Source organism: Streptococcus sp. IsoGale021, from assembly GCF_031142795.1.
Lineage (GTDB): Bacteria > Bacillota > Bacilli > Lactobacillales > Streptococcaceae > Streptococcus > Streptococcus hominis.
In genome coordinates this window covers 68,067-85,241 of sequence record NZ_JAKZJH010000002.1, presented here as the reverse complement: position 1 = coordinate 85,241, position 17,175 = coordinate 68,067, and the positions used below count along the sequence as shown (strand labels likewise).

At 38.3% G+C, this 17,175-nt stretch carries 16 protein-coding genes and 1 pseudogene; all 17 read right to left on the bottom strand.

What is annotated here, in order from left to right:
- Positions 1-28: 28 nt before the first annotated feature.
- Positions 29-1,021, bottom strand: a complete 993-nt coding sequence (locus tag RG565_RS02060) for an alpha-ketoacid dehydrogenase subunit beta (RefSeq protein ID WP_247936593.1) — start codon at positions 1,019-1,021, stop codon at positions 29-31.
- Positions 1,022-1,040: 19 nt separating this feature from the next.
- Positions 1,041-2,009, bottom strand: coding sequence for a thiamine pyrophosphate-dependent dehydrogenase E1 component subunit alpha (locus RG565_RS02055; RefSeq protein WP_247936592.1), 969 nt, complete (start codon positions 2,007-2,009; stop codon positions 1,041-1,043).
- Between the two features lie 161 nt (positions 2,010-2,170).
- On the bottom strand, positions 2,171-3,331 hold the full coding sequence (locus tag RG565_RS02050) for an acetyl-CoA carboxylase biotin carboxylase subunit family protein (protein WP_247936591.1): 1,161 nt from the start codon (positions 3,329-3,331) through the stop codon (positions 2,171-2,173).
- Positions 3,332-3,350: 19 nt separating this feature from the next.
- Positions 3,351-4,091 (bottom strand): esterase family protein, encoded by a 741-nt coding sequence (locus RG565_RS02045; RefSeq protein ID WP_195673762.1) that lies wholly within the window; start codon positions 4,089-4,091, stop codon positions 3,351-3,353.
- A 34-nt stretch (positions 4,092-4,125) separates the two neighbouring features.
- Complete coding sequence (locus RG565_RS02040; protein WP_003029685.1) at positions 4,126-4,950, bottom strand: alpha/beta hydrolase; 825 nt, start codon at positions 4,948-4,950, stop codon at positions 4,126-4,128.
- Between the two features lie 132 nt (positions 4,951-5,082).
- Positions 5,083-6,417 (bottom strand): methylenetetrahydrofolate--tRNA-(uracil(54)-C(5))-methyltransferase (FADH(2)-oxidizing) TrmFO, encoded by a 1,335-nt coding sequence (gene trmFO, locus RG565_RS02035; RefSeq protein WP_247936589.1) that lies wholly within the window; start codon positions 6,415-6,417, stop codon positions 5,083-5,085.
- A 174-nt stretch (positions 6,418-6,591) separates the two neighbouring features.
- Positions 6,592-7,089 (bottom strand): hypothetical protein, encoded by a 498-nt coding sequence (locus RG565_RS02030; protein ID WP_003042903.1) that lies wholly within the window; start codon positions 7,087-7,089, stop codon positions 6,592-6,594.
- 63 nt (positions 7,090-7,152) lie between these two features.
- Positions 7,153-9,246: a type I DNA topoisomerase gene (gene topA, locus RG565_RS02025; protein ID WP_247936588.1), complete on the bottom strand. Its 2,094-nt coding sequence runs from the start codon at positions 9,244-9,246 to the stop codon at positions 7,153-7,155.
- Between the two features lie 85 nt (positions 9,247-9,331).
- A complete protein-coding gene (gene dprA / locus RG565_RS02020) occupies positions 9,332-10,174 on the bottom strand; it encodes a DNA-processing protein DprA (RefSeq protein WP_247936587.1) in 843 nt (280 codons plus the stop codon).
- 82 nt (positions 10,175-10,256) lie between these two features.
- Positions 10,257-10,814 (bottom strand): sugar O-acetyltransferase, encoded by a 558-nt coding sequence (locus tag RG565_RS02015; protein WP_247936586.1) that lies wholly within the window; start codon positions 10,812-10,814, stop codon positions 10,257-10,259.
- Positions 10,804-11,632: pseudogene (locus RG565_RS02010) on the bottom strand (PRD domain-containing protein). The gene RG565_RS02015 and the pseudogene RG565_RS02010 overlap by 11 nt, the downstream one beginning before the upstream one ends.
- Positions 11,629-12,411, bottom strand: coding sequence for a ribonuclease HII (locus tag RG565_RS02005; protein ID WP_247936585.1), 783 nt, complete (start codon positions 12,409-12,411; stop codon positions 11,629-11,631). Before RG565_RS02005 ends, RG565_RS02010 begins: the two are co-directional and overlap by 4 nt.
- A complete protein-coding gene (gene ylqF / locus RG565_RS02000) occupies positions 12,398-13,249 on the bottom strand; it encodes a ribosome biogenesis GTPase YlqF (protein WP_049534055.1) in 852 nt (283 codons plus the stop codon). Before ylqF ends, RG565_RS02005 begins: the two co-directional genes overlap by 14 nt.
- Positions 13,250-13,368: 119 nt before the next feature.
- Complete coding sequence (locus tag RG565_RS01995) at positions 13,369-14,286, bottom strand: MBL fold metallo-hydrolase (protein WP_247936584.1); 918 nt, start codon at positions 14,284-14,286, stop codon at positions 13,369-13,371.
- Between the two features lie 3 nt (positions 14,287-14,289).
- A complete protein-coding gene (locus tag RG565_RS01990) occupies positions 14,290-15,402 on the bottom strand; it encodes an acyl-CoA dehydrogenase family protein (RefSeq protein WP_003024452.1) in 1,113 nt (370 codons plus the stop codon).
- Between the two features lie 15 nt (positions 15,403-15,417).
- Positions 15,418-16,332 carry a LysR family transcriptional regulator gene (locus RG565_RS01985; protein WP_247936583.1) on the bottom strand — a complete coding sequence of 305 codons (915 nt, stop codon included), beginning with the start codon at positions 16,330-16,332 and terminating at the stop codon, positions 15,418-15,420.
- Between the two features lie 188 nt (positions 16,333-16,520).
- A complete protein-coding gene (locus RG565_RS01980; protein WP_021001701.1) occupies positions 16,521-17,174 on the bottom strand; it encodes a 3-oxoacid CoA-transferase subunit B in 654 nt (217 codons plus the stop codon).
- Position 17,175 lies beyond the last annotated feature (1 nt).

Here is a 17,175-nt window from a genome sequence, read left to right as displayed (position 1 = left end):
AACGTTGTAGCCAATATCAATTTCAGTTTTATTCTTTATTGTAAGTCTTACGGATAACCTCTTTGATACTTTCAACTGTCGGAATCATAGCATTTTCAAGATTCTGAGCATAGGGCATAGGAACATCTTCGCCAGCACAACGGCGAATTGGTGCATCCAAATAGTCAAATGCTTCTGATTCAGAAATAATAGCGGAAATTTCACCGATATAACCACTAGTTTTATGGGCATCATTGACTAGAACGACTTTTCCTGTTTTTTTGACTGAGTTGATAATGATATCCTTGTCCAGAGGCACCAAAGTACGTGGATCCACCACTTCTACCGAAATGCCTTCTTCTGTCAATTCTTCAGCTGCTTGCATAACCCTGCGGAGCATTTTTCCATAGGTCACAACTGTCACATCCGTCCCCTCTTTTTTGATGTCACCAACACCGAGAGGGATTGTATAATCAGGATCAAGCGGAACTTCGCCTTTTTGGTTGAATTCTGACTTGTACTCAAGAATAATAACAGGATTGTTGTCGCGGATTGAGGATTTCAACAAGCCTTTCATATCTGCAGGAGTTCCAGGTGCAACAACCTTTAAACCCGGAATGTGTGTGAACCAAGATTCCAAAGATTGTGAGTGTTGAGCAGCTGATCCGACACCATTTCCAGCTGCGCAGCGAATTGTCATCGGAACTTGACCTTTGCCACCAAACATATAACGAGTCTTAGCGGCTTGGTTGACAATTGCATCCATGGCAATGACAGAAAAATCCATAAAAGTCATATCTACAATTGGGCGTAGCCCAGTCATGGCCGCTCCTGCTGCAGCTCCTGAAATAGCTGCTTCAGAAATTGGACAATCACGTACTCGTTCTGGACCGAATTCTTCTAACATTCCGACGGATGTTCCGAAATCTCCTCCGAAAATACCGACATCTTCTCCCATTAACAACACATTTTCATCAAGACGCATTTCCTCAGACATGGCAAGGATAATGGTGTCACGGAAGGACATTGTTTTTGTTTCCATTATTGTTCAATCTCCTCTCTTAGTCCGCGTAAATATCTTCAAAAGCTGATTCAAGCGGTGGAAATGGACTTTCCTCTGCAAATTTTACAGATGCTTCCACTGCTTCTTTAACCTCTGCTTGGATAGCTTCTAACTCTTCATTGCTTGCAATCTGATTTGCGAGTAAATATTTACGAAGATTTTCAATTGGGTCTTTTTTCTTCCACTCCTCAACTTCTTCACGTGTTCGATATTTACCAGGGTCAGATGAAGAATGCCCCAACCAGCGATAAGTAACACTTTCAATCAAAACAGGTCCTTTACCACTTCGAACATATTTAATAGCTTTTTGAAAGCCCTCATAGACCTCAATGACGTTATTCCCGTCTGGGATAAACATGCCAGGAATACCATAAGCGGCACTCCGCTCGTGAATGTGCTCTATATTGGTCATTTTCTTAATATCCGCAGAAATACCATAGCCATTATTGATACAATAAAAAATCACTGGTAACTTCCAAATAGAAGCCATATTAACCGCTTCATGAAAAACACCTTCGTTCGTTGCTCCGTCACCAAAGAAACAGACAACAATCTTTCCTGTATGATGCATTTGCTGAGTAAGGGCAGCACCTACCGCAATCCCCATGCCTCCGCCAACGATACCATTTGCTCCTAAGTTTCCAGCATCCAAATCAGCAATGTGCATGGAGCCACCTTTTCCTTTGCAGGTGCCGTTGTATTTGCCCATGATTTCTGCCATCATGCCGTTCAGGTCAATTCCTTTGGCAATCGCCTGACCATGACCACGGTGATTAGAAGTAATCAAATCATCAGGATTGAGGGCCAGCATAGCTCCAACGCTAGCTGCTTCTTCTCCGACAGAAAAGTGAGTCATGCCTGGCACTTTCCCCTTTTTTACGAGTTGAGCAATTTTTAAGTCCATCCGACGGATCTCTTCCATCTTACGAAGCATCTCTAGTAAAAGATTTTTATCTAAAGTTGACATAGTCAAGCCTTTCTATGAGTGTAATTCTATAATTTCATTCTATCCAAACTAAAAAATACTGTCAAAATTTATGCTTGAACAATTTCACAAAGAAAAATCAGCTAACCTTGCTGGCAAGCTGATTTGAATTGACTAAATAAAAATTTCACAAATGGGTATTTCTACTTTTTCCCAAAATCCTCTATCATTTGATCGATTTCCGAACGACTTGATGTTGTCAAAATATAATGAACATCTCCTTGTAAGTCTGCAAATGCCTTTGGCATGATTTTGACTGCTTTTAATTTATCGCCGTACTTTGCACGCAATTCTTCTTCTGAATACACATAATTTGATGTTGAACGGCGTGAAGTAACCAAGCCATATTGTGCTTCGACTTGAGGTTGTGGGAAGAGGTCCCCATTCACAATATCTGCATATCCACGATAAAGGTCAATGGAGTGAGCAAAGTTATACAAATCAATCGTAAAAGCACCTGCTGGACGATTATTGTATTCTATGGCAATATAATCATCTCCGTCACGGAATAATTCAATATGGAAGAAACGTTCTTTCATGCCAAACGCTTTAATAATAGCTTCCCCATATTGACGTAACTTGGGATCCATGTCTTTTATAATATAATATGAGTTTTCATAATGATTCAGAACTAAGTCTAAAGGAGTATAAGCATAGTCGAAAGTTGTTGAAAACACAATATTTCCCTTTGAATCCAGTAATCCGTCAAACGTACAAATTTGTCCAGAGTCAACGAATTTTTCAAAGAAATAAACGGTTTGCTTATCCCACTCTTGTTTAAATTGTTCAACATCTTCAGTAGTTTCAAGTTTATAAGTTCCTGCTGCGCCAACTCCATTGTCTGGCTTCGCAATCATCGGAAGTCCAATTTTACTGACAGCCATGTCAACTGCCTGCAAGGTTTTTACAATTTGACCAGGAACGACAGGAACTCCAGCCTTTTTAAAGAGTTTCTTCATTTCAGACTTAAATTTTGTCTTTTTCAAGTCTTTTGGCTTTGGTCCTACAACATTAAATTGTTCACGCAATTTTGCGTCTTGGTCCAACCAATATTCATTGTGTGACTCAATGCGGTCAATTGGTCCGTGCTTGTAAAAAAGGAAGGCTACAGCACGTTTCACTTCATCAAGATTTTCTAAATTTTCCACACGAAAATATTCTGTTAAAGCATTTTTCAACGGTTGATCTAGTTGATCATAAGGTTCTTGCCCGATGCCCAAAACAGTAATTCCTTTATTTGCAAGTTCAACAGTAAATTGTTGAAAATTTTGCGGATAATAAGGTGAAATAACGATATAGTTCATAATAGTGTTTCCTTTCTAATCATAGGTTTAATTGATTGAGAAAATAAGGCATTTGCTTGCGCCACCAAATCCAGTCATGCGAAACATCATATCCCCATTCAGCAAACCATGCTGGAATGTTCTTATGTTCAAAGGCTTCTTTTAAGGTGTAGAAAGAAGGTAGTCCGTCCTGTTCCCATGCACCAAGTCCTGTACAGACAATGATATCAGCATTGCGATAGCGGTCAATAAACCAACCATCGTTTTGATTCCAAATGTAATCTGCTGGTGAATTTTGATAAATTGCTTCATCATCTAAACAATCACCGACAAAGAAGCGGGCATCGTAAACTCCGCTGAGGGCGATGACCTTGTTAAAGACATCGGGGTGCTGGAGAAAGAAATTAACAGCGTGATAGGCTCCCATAGAACAACCTGTCGTCATCATTGGATCAAACCAACCTGTTTTATGCTTGATAAAAGGAATGGCTTCCTCAATGACATAGCGCTCATAAGCTCGGTGCATTTCCGCGCGGTCGTGAGGAGCTTTCCAATCAGCCAGCCAGCTTTCACTATCTACACTACTCAAAGTGAAGAATTGAATTTTTCCTGTTTCGATAAACCATGAACAAGCCTCAATCATACCAAAATCTGCATATTCATTGTGACTGCCACCAGACGAAGCAAAAACGACTACAGGTATTCCAGCGTGCCCATAACGATTCACATACATTTCACGGTTTAAATGACCGCTCCAATGACTTAAAAACTCAACATGCATATAAATTCTCTCCTCATATTCTTAATTAATTTATTTACCATTTTTCGCTAAAGAAGCGAAGGCAATCAGGTAAATGCTCAGCCCAAGCCATTTCATTGTGTTCTGCCCCAGCTTGGATATGAAACAACAGATTTTCCAAATCCAAACCGCCCGCTATTAACTGACGGAAGTAGGTTACTGACGAATCAATATAAGCTTGCTTGATATTACCAGCCATCAAGGTTTTATCCGTATCATCGGCTTCTTCCGTTCCGACATAAATATAAATCCGCTGATCTGCTAATAAGTTATGGCGTTCTATATAACGATTGAACGCTTCCTGATGCAGCCAGTTTGCAGATGAGAAAACACCCAAGCAGCCAATTTGCTCTTGGTATTCAATTCCCATAAACTGCGTAATGTTTCCGCCTAAAGAAGAACCAACCATAGCCGTGTGCGCTCGGTCTGATTTGGTACGATAATGCTCGTCAACAAAGGGTTTAACAACTTCCATGACAAACTCCGCATACTCTGTCCCCTTGCCGCCAAATTGCATACCTGGAATAGTTGATTCTTGATATTTCCATGCAGAATACTCATTCATTCGATTAAAACCGTCATTGTCAATCGCCACCACAATCATTTTTTCAATGTCGGGATTTCTCTTAATCGTTGGAATGATTTTCCAAGAATGACCACTAAAAGACTCTTTGCTATAAAGGACATTTTGACCGTCATGAAAATAAACTACAGGATAGTATTTCTGAGTATCTTGCTCATAATTTCTAGGGAGTAGCACTCGAACACGGCGCTTTTGTTTGCTATAAGGCACTTCTAATGCATGTTCTCTTACTTCAAGGTAAAAATAGGATTGATTCATTATCAGAAAACTTTCTATTTTCAAAATTTTTATCTATTATATCATAAAAGTATTAAAAAAGTTAGGAATTTCCTAACTTTTTTAATACTTTTATAACAAATTATCATTATTTCTATCCTTTCCAAAAGAAAACTAGAGATTTTGATAATTTTCGATAGCTTGTAGCGCTCGTTCTGCTATTTTTTCATAGCGTTCTTTTTTGTCTCGAATGCGTGGACCGTCCAACTCCTTGATAATTCCAAAATTGACATTCATTGGCTGGAAATGCTTGCTATCAGCACGCGTGATATAATGAGGTAAGCTTCCAATAGCAGTTGCTTCTGGAAAGACCAGGGCTTCTTCTCCATTGAAAAGTCTAGCTGCATTGATACCGGCTACCAGCCCGGACGCGGCAGATTCTACATACCCTTCTACACCGGTTATCTGACCTGCAAAAAAGATATTCTCTTGTTTTTTAGACTGGAACGTCTGTGTCAGGAGATTTGGTGAATCCATGTAAGAATTGCGGTGCATAACTCCATAGCGGACAAATTCTGCATTTTCCAATCCCGGAATCATCCGAAAAACGCGCTTCTGTTCACCCCATTTTAGGTGTGTTTGGAAACCAACAATATTATAAAGGCTTCCAGCTGCATTGTCTTGACGAAGCTGAACGACTGCATAGGGTGTCTTAAATTCACCGTCACGAGGTCCTTTATAGTCATCTGGGTATTCCAAACCAACTGGCTTCATAGGACCGTAGAGCATGGTTTTTATTCCTCTTTTTGCCATCACCTCAATCGGCATACAGCCTTCAAAGTATTTTTCTTTTTCAAAGCTATTTAACGGTGCTTCCTCGGCATTTACCAAAGCGTCATGAAAAGCCATAAACTCACTCTTAGTCATAGGAGCATTGAGATAAGCAGCCTCTCCCTTGTCATAGCGAGATTTGAGGTAAACTTTCTCCATGTCAATTGTATTGACATCTACAATCGGTGCTGCTGCATCATAAAAGTAAAATCCAGCTCCACCATTTAGCTCGTGAATCTTTTCAGCGAGTGTATCACTTGTCAAAGGTCCCGTCGCAATAACAGTAATCGTATCATCAGGAATTTTGGTGATTTCCTCACGAATAACTTCGATTAAAGGGTGGTTTGTCACCTCATCAGTCACCATTTGTGAAAAGCCGTCACGGTCAACTGCTAATGCTCCTCCAGCAGGAACACGCGTAGCTTCTGCTGCTCGCATAATGATGGAATCCAAACGGCGCATTTCTTCTTTTAACAAACCAACTGCATTCGTTAGCGAATCCCCCCGTAGAGAATTCGAGCAGACTAGCTCTGCAAAATCACTAGTCTTATGTTGCGGAGTAGATTTTACTCCTCGCATTTCATACAGCTTAACAGGAATACCACGTTTAGCAATTTGATAAGCTGCCTCGCTACCTGCAAGACCAGCTCCAATAACATTAATATAAGATTGAAACAATAGACCAATACCTCTTCGGGAGTAAACTCCCACAAATCTTTCTAATTATTCTTTACCATTATAACAGAAAAAGCCCCTACTGACGAGCGAGACTTTCTACAATGATTATGCTAGTCACTAGATAAAAACAGTTTTATCAACTGACAGTTCTTAATCAAAGAACACTTCTTCTATCTATTGATTTAAAAAGTTTTCTAAATAGGCAATTTTAGCAAAATCTTTATCATTATTTTGTTCATTTCGATAAGAATCTTGCGAAGAAGCCTGATAAATCTTGAGATACTGCTCCGCATTTGGCAAAAAATAAATTGCTCCTGCCGTTTGATGTTTCTCTAATTCATCTAAAGGAATCCCAGCAAAGTCTTCCAAAGTATTCATCCCACCGAATTCGACTGATAAATCGTCCTTTTGAAATTCATGCTCGTGCAGATCTACTAAGTGAAAACCCAATCGGTTCATAATCATTTCAATCTTTTCAAAATCATAAATTCGCTCCTCATCAGGAGCCCCCCAACCTCTTGGGTCTCCCGGCACATGAATATCAATATCTCGCGCTTGCCAATCTCGACCAGTTACCTGTTCAAGTCCTAATGAGCCCATAAGAAGAGGAGTGATTTCGATTTTATTCAACTCTCTTGTAATTTTTAAAAATTCATCAAATTTCTCTTTCATACAGTTCCCTTTGCTATATGTAAAGAAAGTTTACATAAAATAAATTATGCAAACACCTTTAATTTATTTTACTTTTTCTTCTTCATAGTCGCCATTACTGCAGACAACTTGTTTGCCGCCACCGCGAACCTTCTTTTCTACAAGATACTGACCACATTTCGGACAAGAGCGACCGACTGGTTTATCCCAAGAAGTAAAGTCACAATCTGGGTAGCGATTGCAGCCATAGAAAAGGCGATTGCGTTTGGTTTTACGCTCAATGATTTGCCCTTTGTGACACTTAGGACACTCTACACCGATTTCTTTGACAATCGCTTGAGTATGACGACAGTCAGGAAAATTGCTACATGCATAGAATTTACCATAGCGACCCAATTTGATAACCATAGGACTTCCACAGACTTCACAGTCAAATCCAGCAGGTTCATCTTTGATTTGAATTTTTTCCATTTCAGTTTCTGCTTTTGCAACTTCTTTTTCAAACGGCTTATAAAATTCATCAATGACCTTTTGCCATTGCTCTTTTCCTACTTCTACATCATCTAGCTTAGCTTCCATATCAGCGGTAAATTTCACATTGACAATATCTGGGAAAAATTCAACAATCAGAGAGTTCACGATTTCTCCCAGTTCAGTTGGCTCAAAGCGCTTAGAAACTAATTTGACATAGTAGCGTTTTTGAATAGTTTCAATTGTTGGTGCATAAGTTGACGGACGACCGACACCATTTTCTTCCAATGTCTTAATCAAGGTCGCTTCAGAATAACGAGCAGGTGGTTGTGTGAAATGCTGTTCAGGATTGGTATTGACCCGTTTCACTATGTCACCCTTTTCCATATCAGGCAACATTTTATTCTTATCAGAATCGTTGTAAATAGCTAGATAACCGTCAAATTTAACTTGACTACCATTTGCAGCAAATTGAACACCGTTTTGCTCCAATTTCACACTCATAGTGTCAAATACTGCTGCAGTCATTTGACTAGCTACAAAACGATTCCAAATCAGCGTGTATAGCTTTAATTGATCTTTATCTAGATATTTCGCGATATTTTCAGGTGTGTTAAACACACTTGACGGACGAATCGCTTCATGGGCGTCTTGTGCACCAGAAGCATTTCGGACTCTACTGCCGTGTTTAGAATATTTCTCACCAAAACGATCTGTAATGAAGGTTGCAGCTTCGTTTTGAGCTACCGGACTAATACGAGTGGAGTCTGTACGCATATAGGTAATCAAACCTTGCACACCAGATCCGATGTTAATTCCTTCGTAGAGCTGCTGAGCAACCATCATCGTCTTACGAGTTCGGAAATTAATTTTATTGGCAGCGTCCTGCTGCATAGATGATGTGGTATAAGGTAGCGGAGCATTGCGCTTGCGTTCCTTTTTCTCAACGCTTTCGACAGTAAATTCATCACCTTCGATATGAGAAAGAACGTTTTTTACATCATCGTTGGTAGCAAGCTTCATTTTCTTGCCATTCATGCCGTAAAAGCTTGCTTGAAATTGACGAGGTCCTTTTTTGAAAGTTCCGTCAATCGTCCAATACTCTTCTGGCTTAAAAGCATTGATTTCATTTTCACGGTCAATGATGAGCTTCAAGGCAACAGATTGCACACGTCCAGCTGACAATCCCTTTTTGACTTTTTTCCAGAGAATTGGAGAGATAGAGTACCCCACAATACGGTCAAGGACACGACGCGCTTGTTGAGCATCTACCAAATCCATGTCAATCTGGCGCGGTTCTTTAAAAGCATTTTTAACTGCATCTTTCGTGATTTCGTTGAAAACAACACGGTTTTTATCTGTCTCGTCCAAATTTAGAATATGTGCCAAATGCCAAGAAATGGCTTCTCCTTCACGGTCCGGGTCACTTGCAAGATAGACTTGTTTCGCTTTTTTAGCTTCTTTTTTCAAATCATTGATAAGAGGCCCTTTTCCGCGAATATTGATATATTCTGGCTCATAGTTGTTTTCAAAATTGATGGACATGTTAGACTTTTTCAAATCGCGAATATGTCCAACGCTGGCTAAAACTTTGTAGTTCCGCCCTAAATATTTTTCAATTGTTTTTGCTTTAGCTGGCGACTCTACAATCACCAGATTTTTTTTCATTGCTATTTTTTTCTTTGTTTTTGTTACCAATGTAAACACCTTCTAAAAGTAATAAACCTCATAGAGTTTAAACTATTTTTTTTAAGATGTCAACTAGTAACATTCTCTTATAGGAGAACTTGTTTTAAAATTGGAATTCAGAAAGTACGTCAGCGCCTGATGTGACGCACTTTGCACCCTCTTGAATCAAATGATGACAGCCATCACTTCTGCCGTCTAAAATTGACCCTGGAATAGCAAACACATCTCGCCCTTCTTCCATTGCGCGCTCACAAGTAATTAGACTTCCTGAGCGCATTTTGGCTTCAGCGACAATAACGGCCCTACACAAACCTGCAATAATGCGATTCCGCTCTGGAAAATGAAATTTCAATGGTTCTGCTTCAGGACCATATTCACTAAGCACAAGGTGATGTTCTCCCAAATAAGATTGAAGTTTTTTATTTGCTCTTGGATAAAAAACATCTAAACCGGTTCCAATAACGGCAATCGTTCGACCGCCATTTTGCAACGCTGCCATGTGAGCTGATGTATCAATTCCGCGCGCTAAGCCGCTTACGATAACTAGCTCATTGTTTAGCTCTTTAACAATTTTTTGAACAGATTGACTGCCTGTACGGCTACTATTGCGACTTCCCACAACAGCTACTTTCGGTAATTTTAACAAATCCAAGTTTCCTTTGTAGAAAAGGAGAACGGGTGGATTGTAAATTTCACTCAAATCCCAAGGATACACATCATCCAAGATAGAAAAAGACGGAAATTTTTCAAATTCTTGACATAATAAATCATCATCTAGCTGCAGATATTTTTCAATGAAAAGAGCTGGATTACGGCATTCCGACACAACTGCCATATCTTTTACTGATAATTCTTTTTCTTGTATCTCAGCATACGAAAGAACATTGATGACCTGTTGGTTGGTCAAACCAGCTGTTTTTAGTTTATAAATATCAAAATTATCCATTTTATCATTCCTTTTACTTTCATTAATATCTTTCAAAGATACTATTCGTAAAAGAAATGAAAAAACGAGAAATTCTCGTTTTTTACATTTTATCTAATTCTTTAATAATCCGAGCTGGGTTTCCTGCTAAAACAACATTATCACCATAAGATTTAGTAACAACTGATCCCGCACCAACGACAACATTGTTACCTAATGTTACTCCTGGTAAAATCGTTACACCACCACCTGCCCAGAAATTATCGCCAATGGTAATTGGTGCACCGTATTCTATACCTGATATGCGTTCTTGTGCATCTAAAGGGTGGAGAGGGGTCAGAAGTTGACAATTTGGCCCAAACAATGCATTTTTTCCAATAGTAATCGGACAAACATCAAGCATGGTCATGTTCCAATTAGAATAAAAATTTTCTCCTAAGTGAATGTTGATACCATAATCGCAGACAAAGTTTGGTTTCATCGAAATGTTCTCACCAGTTGAACCGAACCATTCTTTTACGAGTTTACTTCTTTTTTTACCATCCTGTTCTGCATTAAATGCGTATTGAAATTGACGAGAACGTGTTACCAATTTTCGTAATTCGGAATCTTGCGGATTGTATAATTCTCCCGCAATCATTTTTTCATATTCAGTTTTCATTGACTTTCCTTTTCATTCTTGATAAGTGAATGGTTAGATACATTTGTTCGTCATCAGACGTCTGATAATTGCGCGTTTGCTTAAGATATTGGGTAATCTTTGTTGTCGTTTCATAAGCTGACGGATACTTAATTTTCAGTAAATCAAACATATCGTTGTCGTCTAACTCCTGATGTCCGGTGTCCGTTAAAACACATTCGCAAAAAAATTTCAGATGCGTAATAAAGCGCTGAACATAAATATCCTCGTCATCTAATGAGATCTCTAAGCTGTATTTGACGATTGTCATGATTTCTTCCATTAGCTGTGTCAAATCTTGAGCGGCTACATTGCCATTATCTAATTCAGCATTGACAAATGGTCAAAGCCATAAAGCTTGTTTCATCCAAAGGTAAATCTTGTCCTAAATAGTCACCCAACAATTGATTGGCATACTTGCCAACTTCAAATTCGTCAGGGAAAAATCACTTAATATCCCACATGAGGAAATTTTTCATAAAGAAATGATCTTGGACACGTAAAACCACACCATACAGGTGATCAGCCATCGCTAAAAAGGCACCATCTTGCAATTTTTTATTTATTTTTGCATGTGCGTAAGTGATAATTTTATCAGCCATTTCTATGATGTCAGCAGGTAATTCTAACAATAATTCACGCTTGTTTTCTGACAAGACATACTTTTTCTCAATCAGATTATCCCGAACATCCTCTCCTGCTTTACATCCAAAAGCCAGTCCGCATCCCATCAACACTACTTCTTGGTGATTTTCTTCAGAAATGACCACATTATTATTTAAAACTTTAGAAATAATCATCCCTTGTCCTCGACTTCTTCAAGCATGGATTTAATTGGTTCAAAAGTTTTGCGATGAATAGGAGTGATTCCTTTTCGTTTCAATCCATCTAAATGATGCTGGGTTCCATAACCAACATTGTGTGCAAAGTCATAGCCTGGATAAGTTAGCTCATAATCAGTCATCATGCGATCTCTCGTCACCTTGGCTACGATCGAAGCGGCCGCAATAGACAGTGAATTAGCATCTCCTTTGATGATAGACGTTTGCGAAACTTGAACATCTAACTGCATGGCATCAATCAAGAGATGTTGCGGAGAGATTTCAAGATTTCCCACAGCTTCTAACATGGCTAATTTCGTCGCTTCATAGATATTCACCTTATCAATCACTTGATTATCCTTGACACCAATACCAACTGCAACGGCTTGTTTTAGCACTTCTTGATAGATTTCTTCATGCTTTTTCTTGGGAATTTTCTTGCTATCGTTGAGACCTTTGATTTTACAGTTTTTAGGTAAAATAACTGCTGCTGCCACAACAGGACCTGCTAAGGGACCACGACCAACCTCATCAATCCCAGCGATATATTGGAAACCAGTAGCATAAAGCTCCTTTTCATATCGTAGCATTTGCTCCAAACGACAGTCTTCGTCCAATTCAGCTTGGATTTGTTTTTTACGCTTCATAATGAGCTTGTGGACACCAGCCCGACTATCATCTCGAAATTGCTCAAAAACAGGACTCTCTATGTCTGTTATTTCAGATAAGATTTCTTGAATCTCTTTAATTGTCGCCATGTATCTCACCTAAAGTATCCAAAGTATAACGTCCTAACTTGCCATCGCGAATATCTTTTATGAAAAGACGATAAAAGCGGTCATAGTCATCTCGAAATCCTAATTTTTGTGTCATATCCATAATGATTTCAGGTGCTTCTTCTTCCAAGTTCATTTGCTTGAACCGTTCTTGAAGCTCCTTTGGATAATGTTCTTTGAAATAATTGATTCCAAAAATAGTAACCTCATCCATTGGAAGCAAATCGTCTTTAATCGCTCCTGTTAAAGCGAGTTTCAAAGCAACTTTTTCATCTTCAAACTTAGGCCAGAGAATCCCTGGAGTATCTAAAATTTCCAAGTCCTTATTCGACTTGAGCCACTGCTGCCCTTTGGTAACACCTGGTTTATTTCCAGTCACAGCAATTTTTTTTCCGGCTAAACGATTCATCAGTGTGGATTTTCCCGCATTAGGAATCCCGATAATCATGGTTCGCAATGTTTCAATTTGGATTCCGCGCTCTTTTTGCCGAGCGATTTTCTCTTTCATCAAAGACTGAGCTGCTTCCGTGACTTTTTTTACAGTTGATTGCTCCTTAGAATTGATTGGCAAAGTCTTGACGCCTTGCTTTTCAAAATAATTTCTCCACTCCTTCGTCAAAGTCGGGTCAGCCAAATCTGCTTTATTCAAAATGAGGAGCTTAGGCTTCTCTCCCACGATTTTAGTCAGCATGGGATTTTGACTGGACAATGGTAAACGCGCGTCTACTAAAATTGTCACAAAATCCACAAATTTGATATTTTCTTGTACTTGTCTCCGAGCCTTGGACATGTGTCCCGGAAACCATTGAATAGTAGCCATGAAAACCTCTTTCTTACACTAGTTTAACATCTTCATTATACCAGAATTTTAGCTAATCCGCATTGATAAATCATGCAACAAAAAATCACCTTTCAAAAACAAAAGGCAATTTTTGAATCTTAATGATACAAAACAGGCTTTCTATCCTGCTTATCGGTAAACGGAAGTCTTGGTTCGCGAATCCGTTTCACATAATCAACAATTTCTTTTCCTTCATGGTCAAATTCCACAACAGCAAAAAATTGATCGTGGTAAAAGAAAAATTTATAATGATTTTCAAATGCTTCCTTGAGCCATTTTTCTTTTGCAATAATGGAACGCATGGGGTAATCATCTACAGCAGCGACCCATACAGGCTTGCGATGCGCGTGAGTTAAGAGCAAGTCCGCCATATGAATCATGGTTTCATTTCCTTGTTTCAGCAAAATGATACTATGACCATTGCTATGACCACCAGTATGAACCATTTGAATTTCTGGTATGACATTTAAGTATTCCGTAAATGTCTCAACTTGATGTTGAATAGGTTCCCAATTTTCTCTGAGATAAGTCCCTTTAGTCCGATTATTTGGGTTCATCATCTCGTACCATTCAATATCATTTACAAAAATCTTAGCATTGGGAAAAGTTGAAACCAACTGATGATTTTCATTTAATTTTGTCAATCCACCAGAGTGATCGTGATGCATGTGAGTCATTAACACATAAGAAATATCTTCAGGAGTCAAACCTAAAAGTTCCAAGCTCTCTTCAATTCTGCTTTCAGATAAAATCCCTAAATTTCGTCTTTGTTTATCAGATAGTTTCGCAGTGTTAAAACTTGCATCAATTAAATAATTTTTATTTTTGTATTGAATCAATATTGGATCGGTTAATTCAACCATCATGTTTTCTTCAGTTGTTGGATAATAGCGTGACCAAACAACTTTTGGTACAGGACCAAATAAAGTGCCTGCATCTGTCATTTTGTCAACTCCACGTAACCAAGTTAATTTCATGTCTCCAAATTGATACTCTTGTAGAGCGAGTTCTGCCATTTCTTACTCCTTTAGCCACCTTTCGGCAATTTCTCTTCTGATAGAATTTCCAGATCTTCCATAGTTTTCAATAGTTTCTGCATCCTTTAAATAACGTTTGATATTAACCTTGTCGAATTTTTGTAAAGGACCAATCAGTCGAAGGATTTCATCGGATATCTCAATGGCAACTTTCGTCGTGTACAGTTTTATTCGAGAAACAAATTTTGCATCTTCTTCAATTTGACTAGGATAAGAATCAAAATAAGCTTCTGCAGAGCATAATTTATTGTATAAATCAGCAAATTTATTTTGATGAATTTCCACATCAATCAAACGCTTTCCAAATCCTCTCTTCACCTTTGCAAATTCAATACCTTTATTGAAAGCCCCCTCAGCAACACCTAATGCAATAGCACTTAAGCCAAGTTGCATATTTTTAATGATGTTAGCAAATTGGACATCCCCAGCTAATTCGTCTCCCAATAAGGCGTTTTCCGGGAGCAAGACATTTTTTAGCGTGACTGAACTCAAAGGAAGACCTATCAAGCCCGGTTTTTCAATCTGTTCACCAATTAGCACATCCGAATCTTTTGGATCAACAATAAAGAGTCCGTACTTCTCAACCTTACCTTGTTCTTTTACTTTTGCCAAAACCAGTAGTATATCTGCAACGCTGCTATTGGAAATCATCGCCTTTTTCCCTGAGAGACACCATCCCTGCTCAGTCTTTGTTGCATACGTTTCAAGATCTTCTAGCCCCTTTAGATGTTTATACTCGCAAAATCCTAATCCTCCTATGTACTGACCTTTTAGTAACTTTTCAAGATATAATTCCTTTTGCTCTGCTGTCCCAAAATTCAAAATAGAATAAATTCCATAGCAACCTTGTGTTAATAAAATAGCTGAAAGAGCAGCAAATTCATTAGCAATTTTTCGGATAAAGGTGATGAAATCAGAACTTAAGGTGTGATTCTCTTCAGATAAAATGGGCAAAAATATATCCATTTCGTTCGTCAATTCATCCCACATTTCCTTTGGAAAATAAGTTGATTCATCATGTGATTTTACATAGTTTTTGATTGCTGTATTCGTATATGAATCAATCATAGCTGCTGTAGTGCTAATTTTTGACATCAATTTGCTCCTTTATTAGGTATCAAGGCTCGAAATAGGCTGATAGTAACCTTTCAAAAGTTCTTCATAAACGTATGCTTCAACTTCATTATAATTTGCTTTATATGGTCTGCAGAACCAGATATTAAATGGAACCGGATCTTTAAAACGAACAGCTTTAAACTTATTTTTATCCACAAAATATTCTACTGGACGAGGTAAAATAGCAATCATATCATTCTTATACGTAGACTCTGTTAAAAAATCCCATGCTGATGATAAATATGTAAAATTTGTCTCTATCTTCTTATTTTTTAATTTTTCAGCTACTAATTCATAAGTGGTAAATGATTTATTAAATGTTGCTAAATCATAAGCGGCGATGTCTTTCCATTCAAGAAGTTCTTTATCTGCTAAAGGATGATTTTTATCCATATAAGCTGCATATTCATCGGCTTGTATAATATATTGCTCGTACTTTTTAGCATCTAAATTAGTCGGCTCAATCAATAAAACAAAATTTAAATCACCTTCAAGAAATTTTTGACGTAAATCCTTGCTTCCTCCCTCCACAACTTGAATATTAATGTGCGGATTATCCTTTAAAAATTTAGGAAGAGCACTGGCAAAATAAACACGCAAAATCAGAGAAGGAATGCCTAAATTAATGGTTCCTTTTTGTTTTTGCACTTCCATATGAATCATGGATTGCATTTCTTCATGGCGATTGACAATTTCCGTAGCAAAACGATAAATTTTCCCACCAGCTTCTGTCAGACTTTCTAATCTTCCATTTCTACGATTAAAAAGCTGCAGTCCTTCAGTCGCTTCAAAATTTGTGACAAATTGACTCAAAGCAGATTGACTAATATGAATTTTTTTAGCAGCAATCGAAAGATTACATCCGCATTCGACGATATTGATAAAGTAAGTCATTTGAATAATATCCATGTTCATCGTCTCCTATCTTTCAATATTTGTAATATAATTTGTCAGGAATAAAATAGCAACTGATCTTTTTAATATAGATGATCAGTTGCTAATAAGTTGATTAAAAACTTATCATCGATAAAGTTCGTTATAAGCATATAGTAACACACTTTATGGCAAACAGTAGCTATATTTGCTTGATAATTTAACTAGATAGACATTGTTTTTAAGTCATCTGACACGATTACTTCTCCCTCTGTCTTTTCAAGAACTTCTTCCAAAGAGACACCGGGAGCTAATTCTTTCAAAAGGAATTTCCCATCTTGAAAACCAAATACTGCTAGCTCTGTGATGACCAAATCCAAAACTCCTTTAGCTGATAAGGGTAGTGTGCATTCTTTCAGCAGTTTTGATTTGCCGTCAACGGTAGTATGTTGAATGGCCGCGATAACCCTTTTAGCACCAACCAGAAGGTCCATAGCGCCTCCCATCCCTGGAGCAAACTTGTCTGGGATAATCCAATTCGCAATACTGCCATCTTGACTAACTTCTAACGCTCCTAAAACCGTAGCATCAACGTGGCCTCCACGAATAATGGCAAACGACGTTTGTAGATCAAACAACGATGCTCCTGGTAAAAGAGTGATGGGTGCTCCACCAGAGTTAGCCAGATTCGCATTGTAGTTTTCTTTTGTTGGTGTCTCACCAAAACGAAGAGCACCATTTTCTGCTTGAAGGATAACATTCACGCCTTCAGGAATATAATCAGCAGAGGCATTCGGAATACCAAATCCAAGGTTGATGACATCTCCATCTTTAAATTCAAGAGCTACACGTCTTGCTATAATTTCTTTTGATTTCATA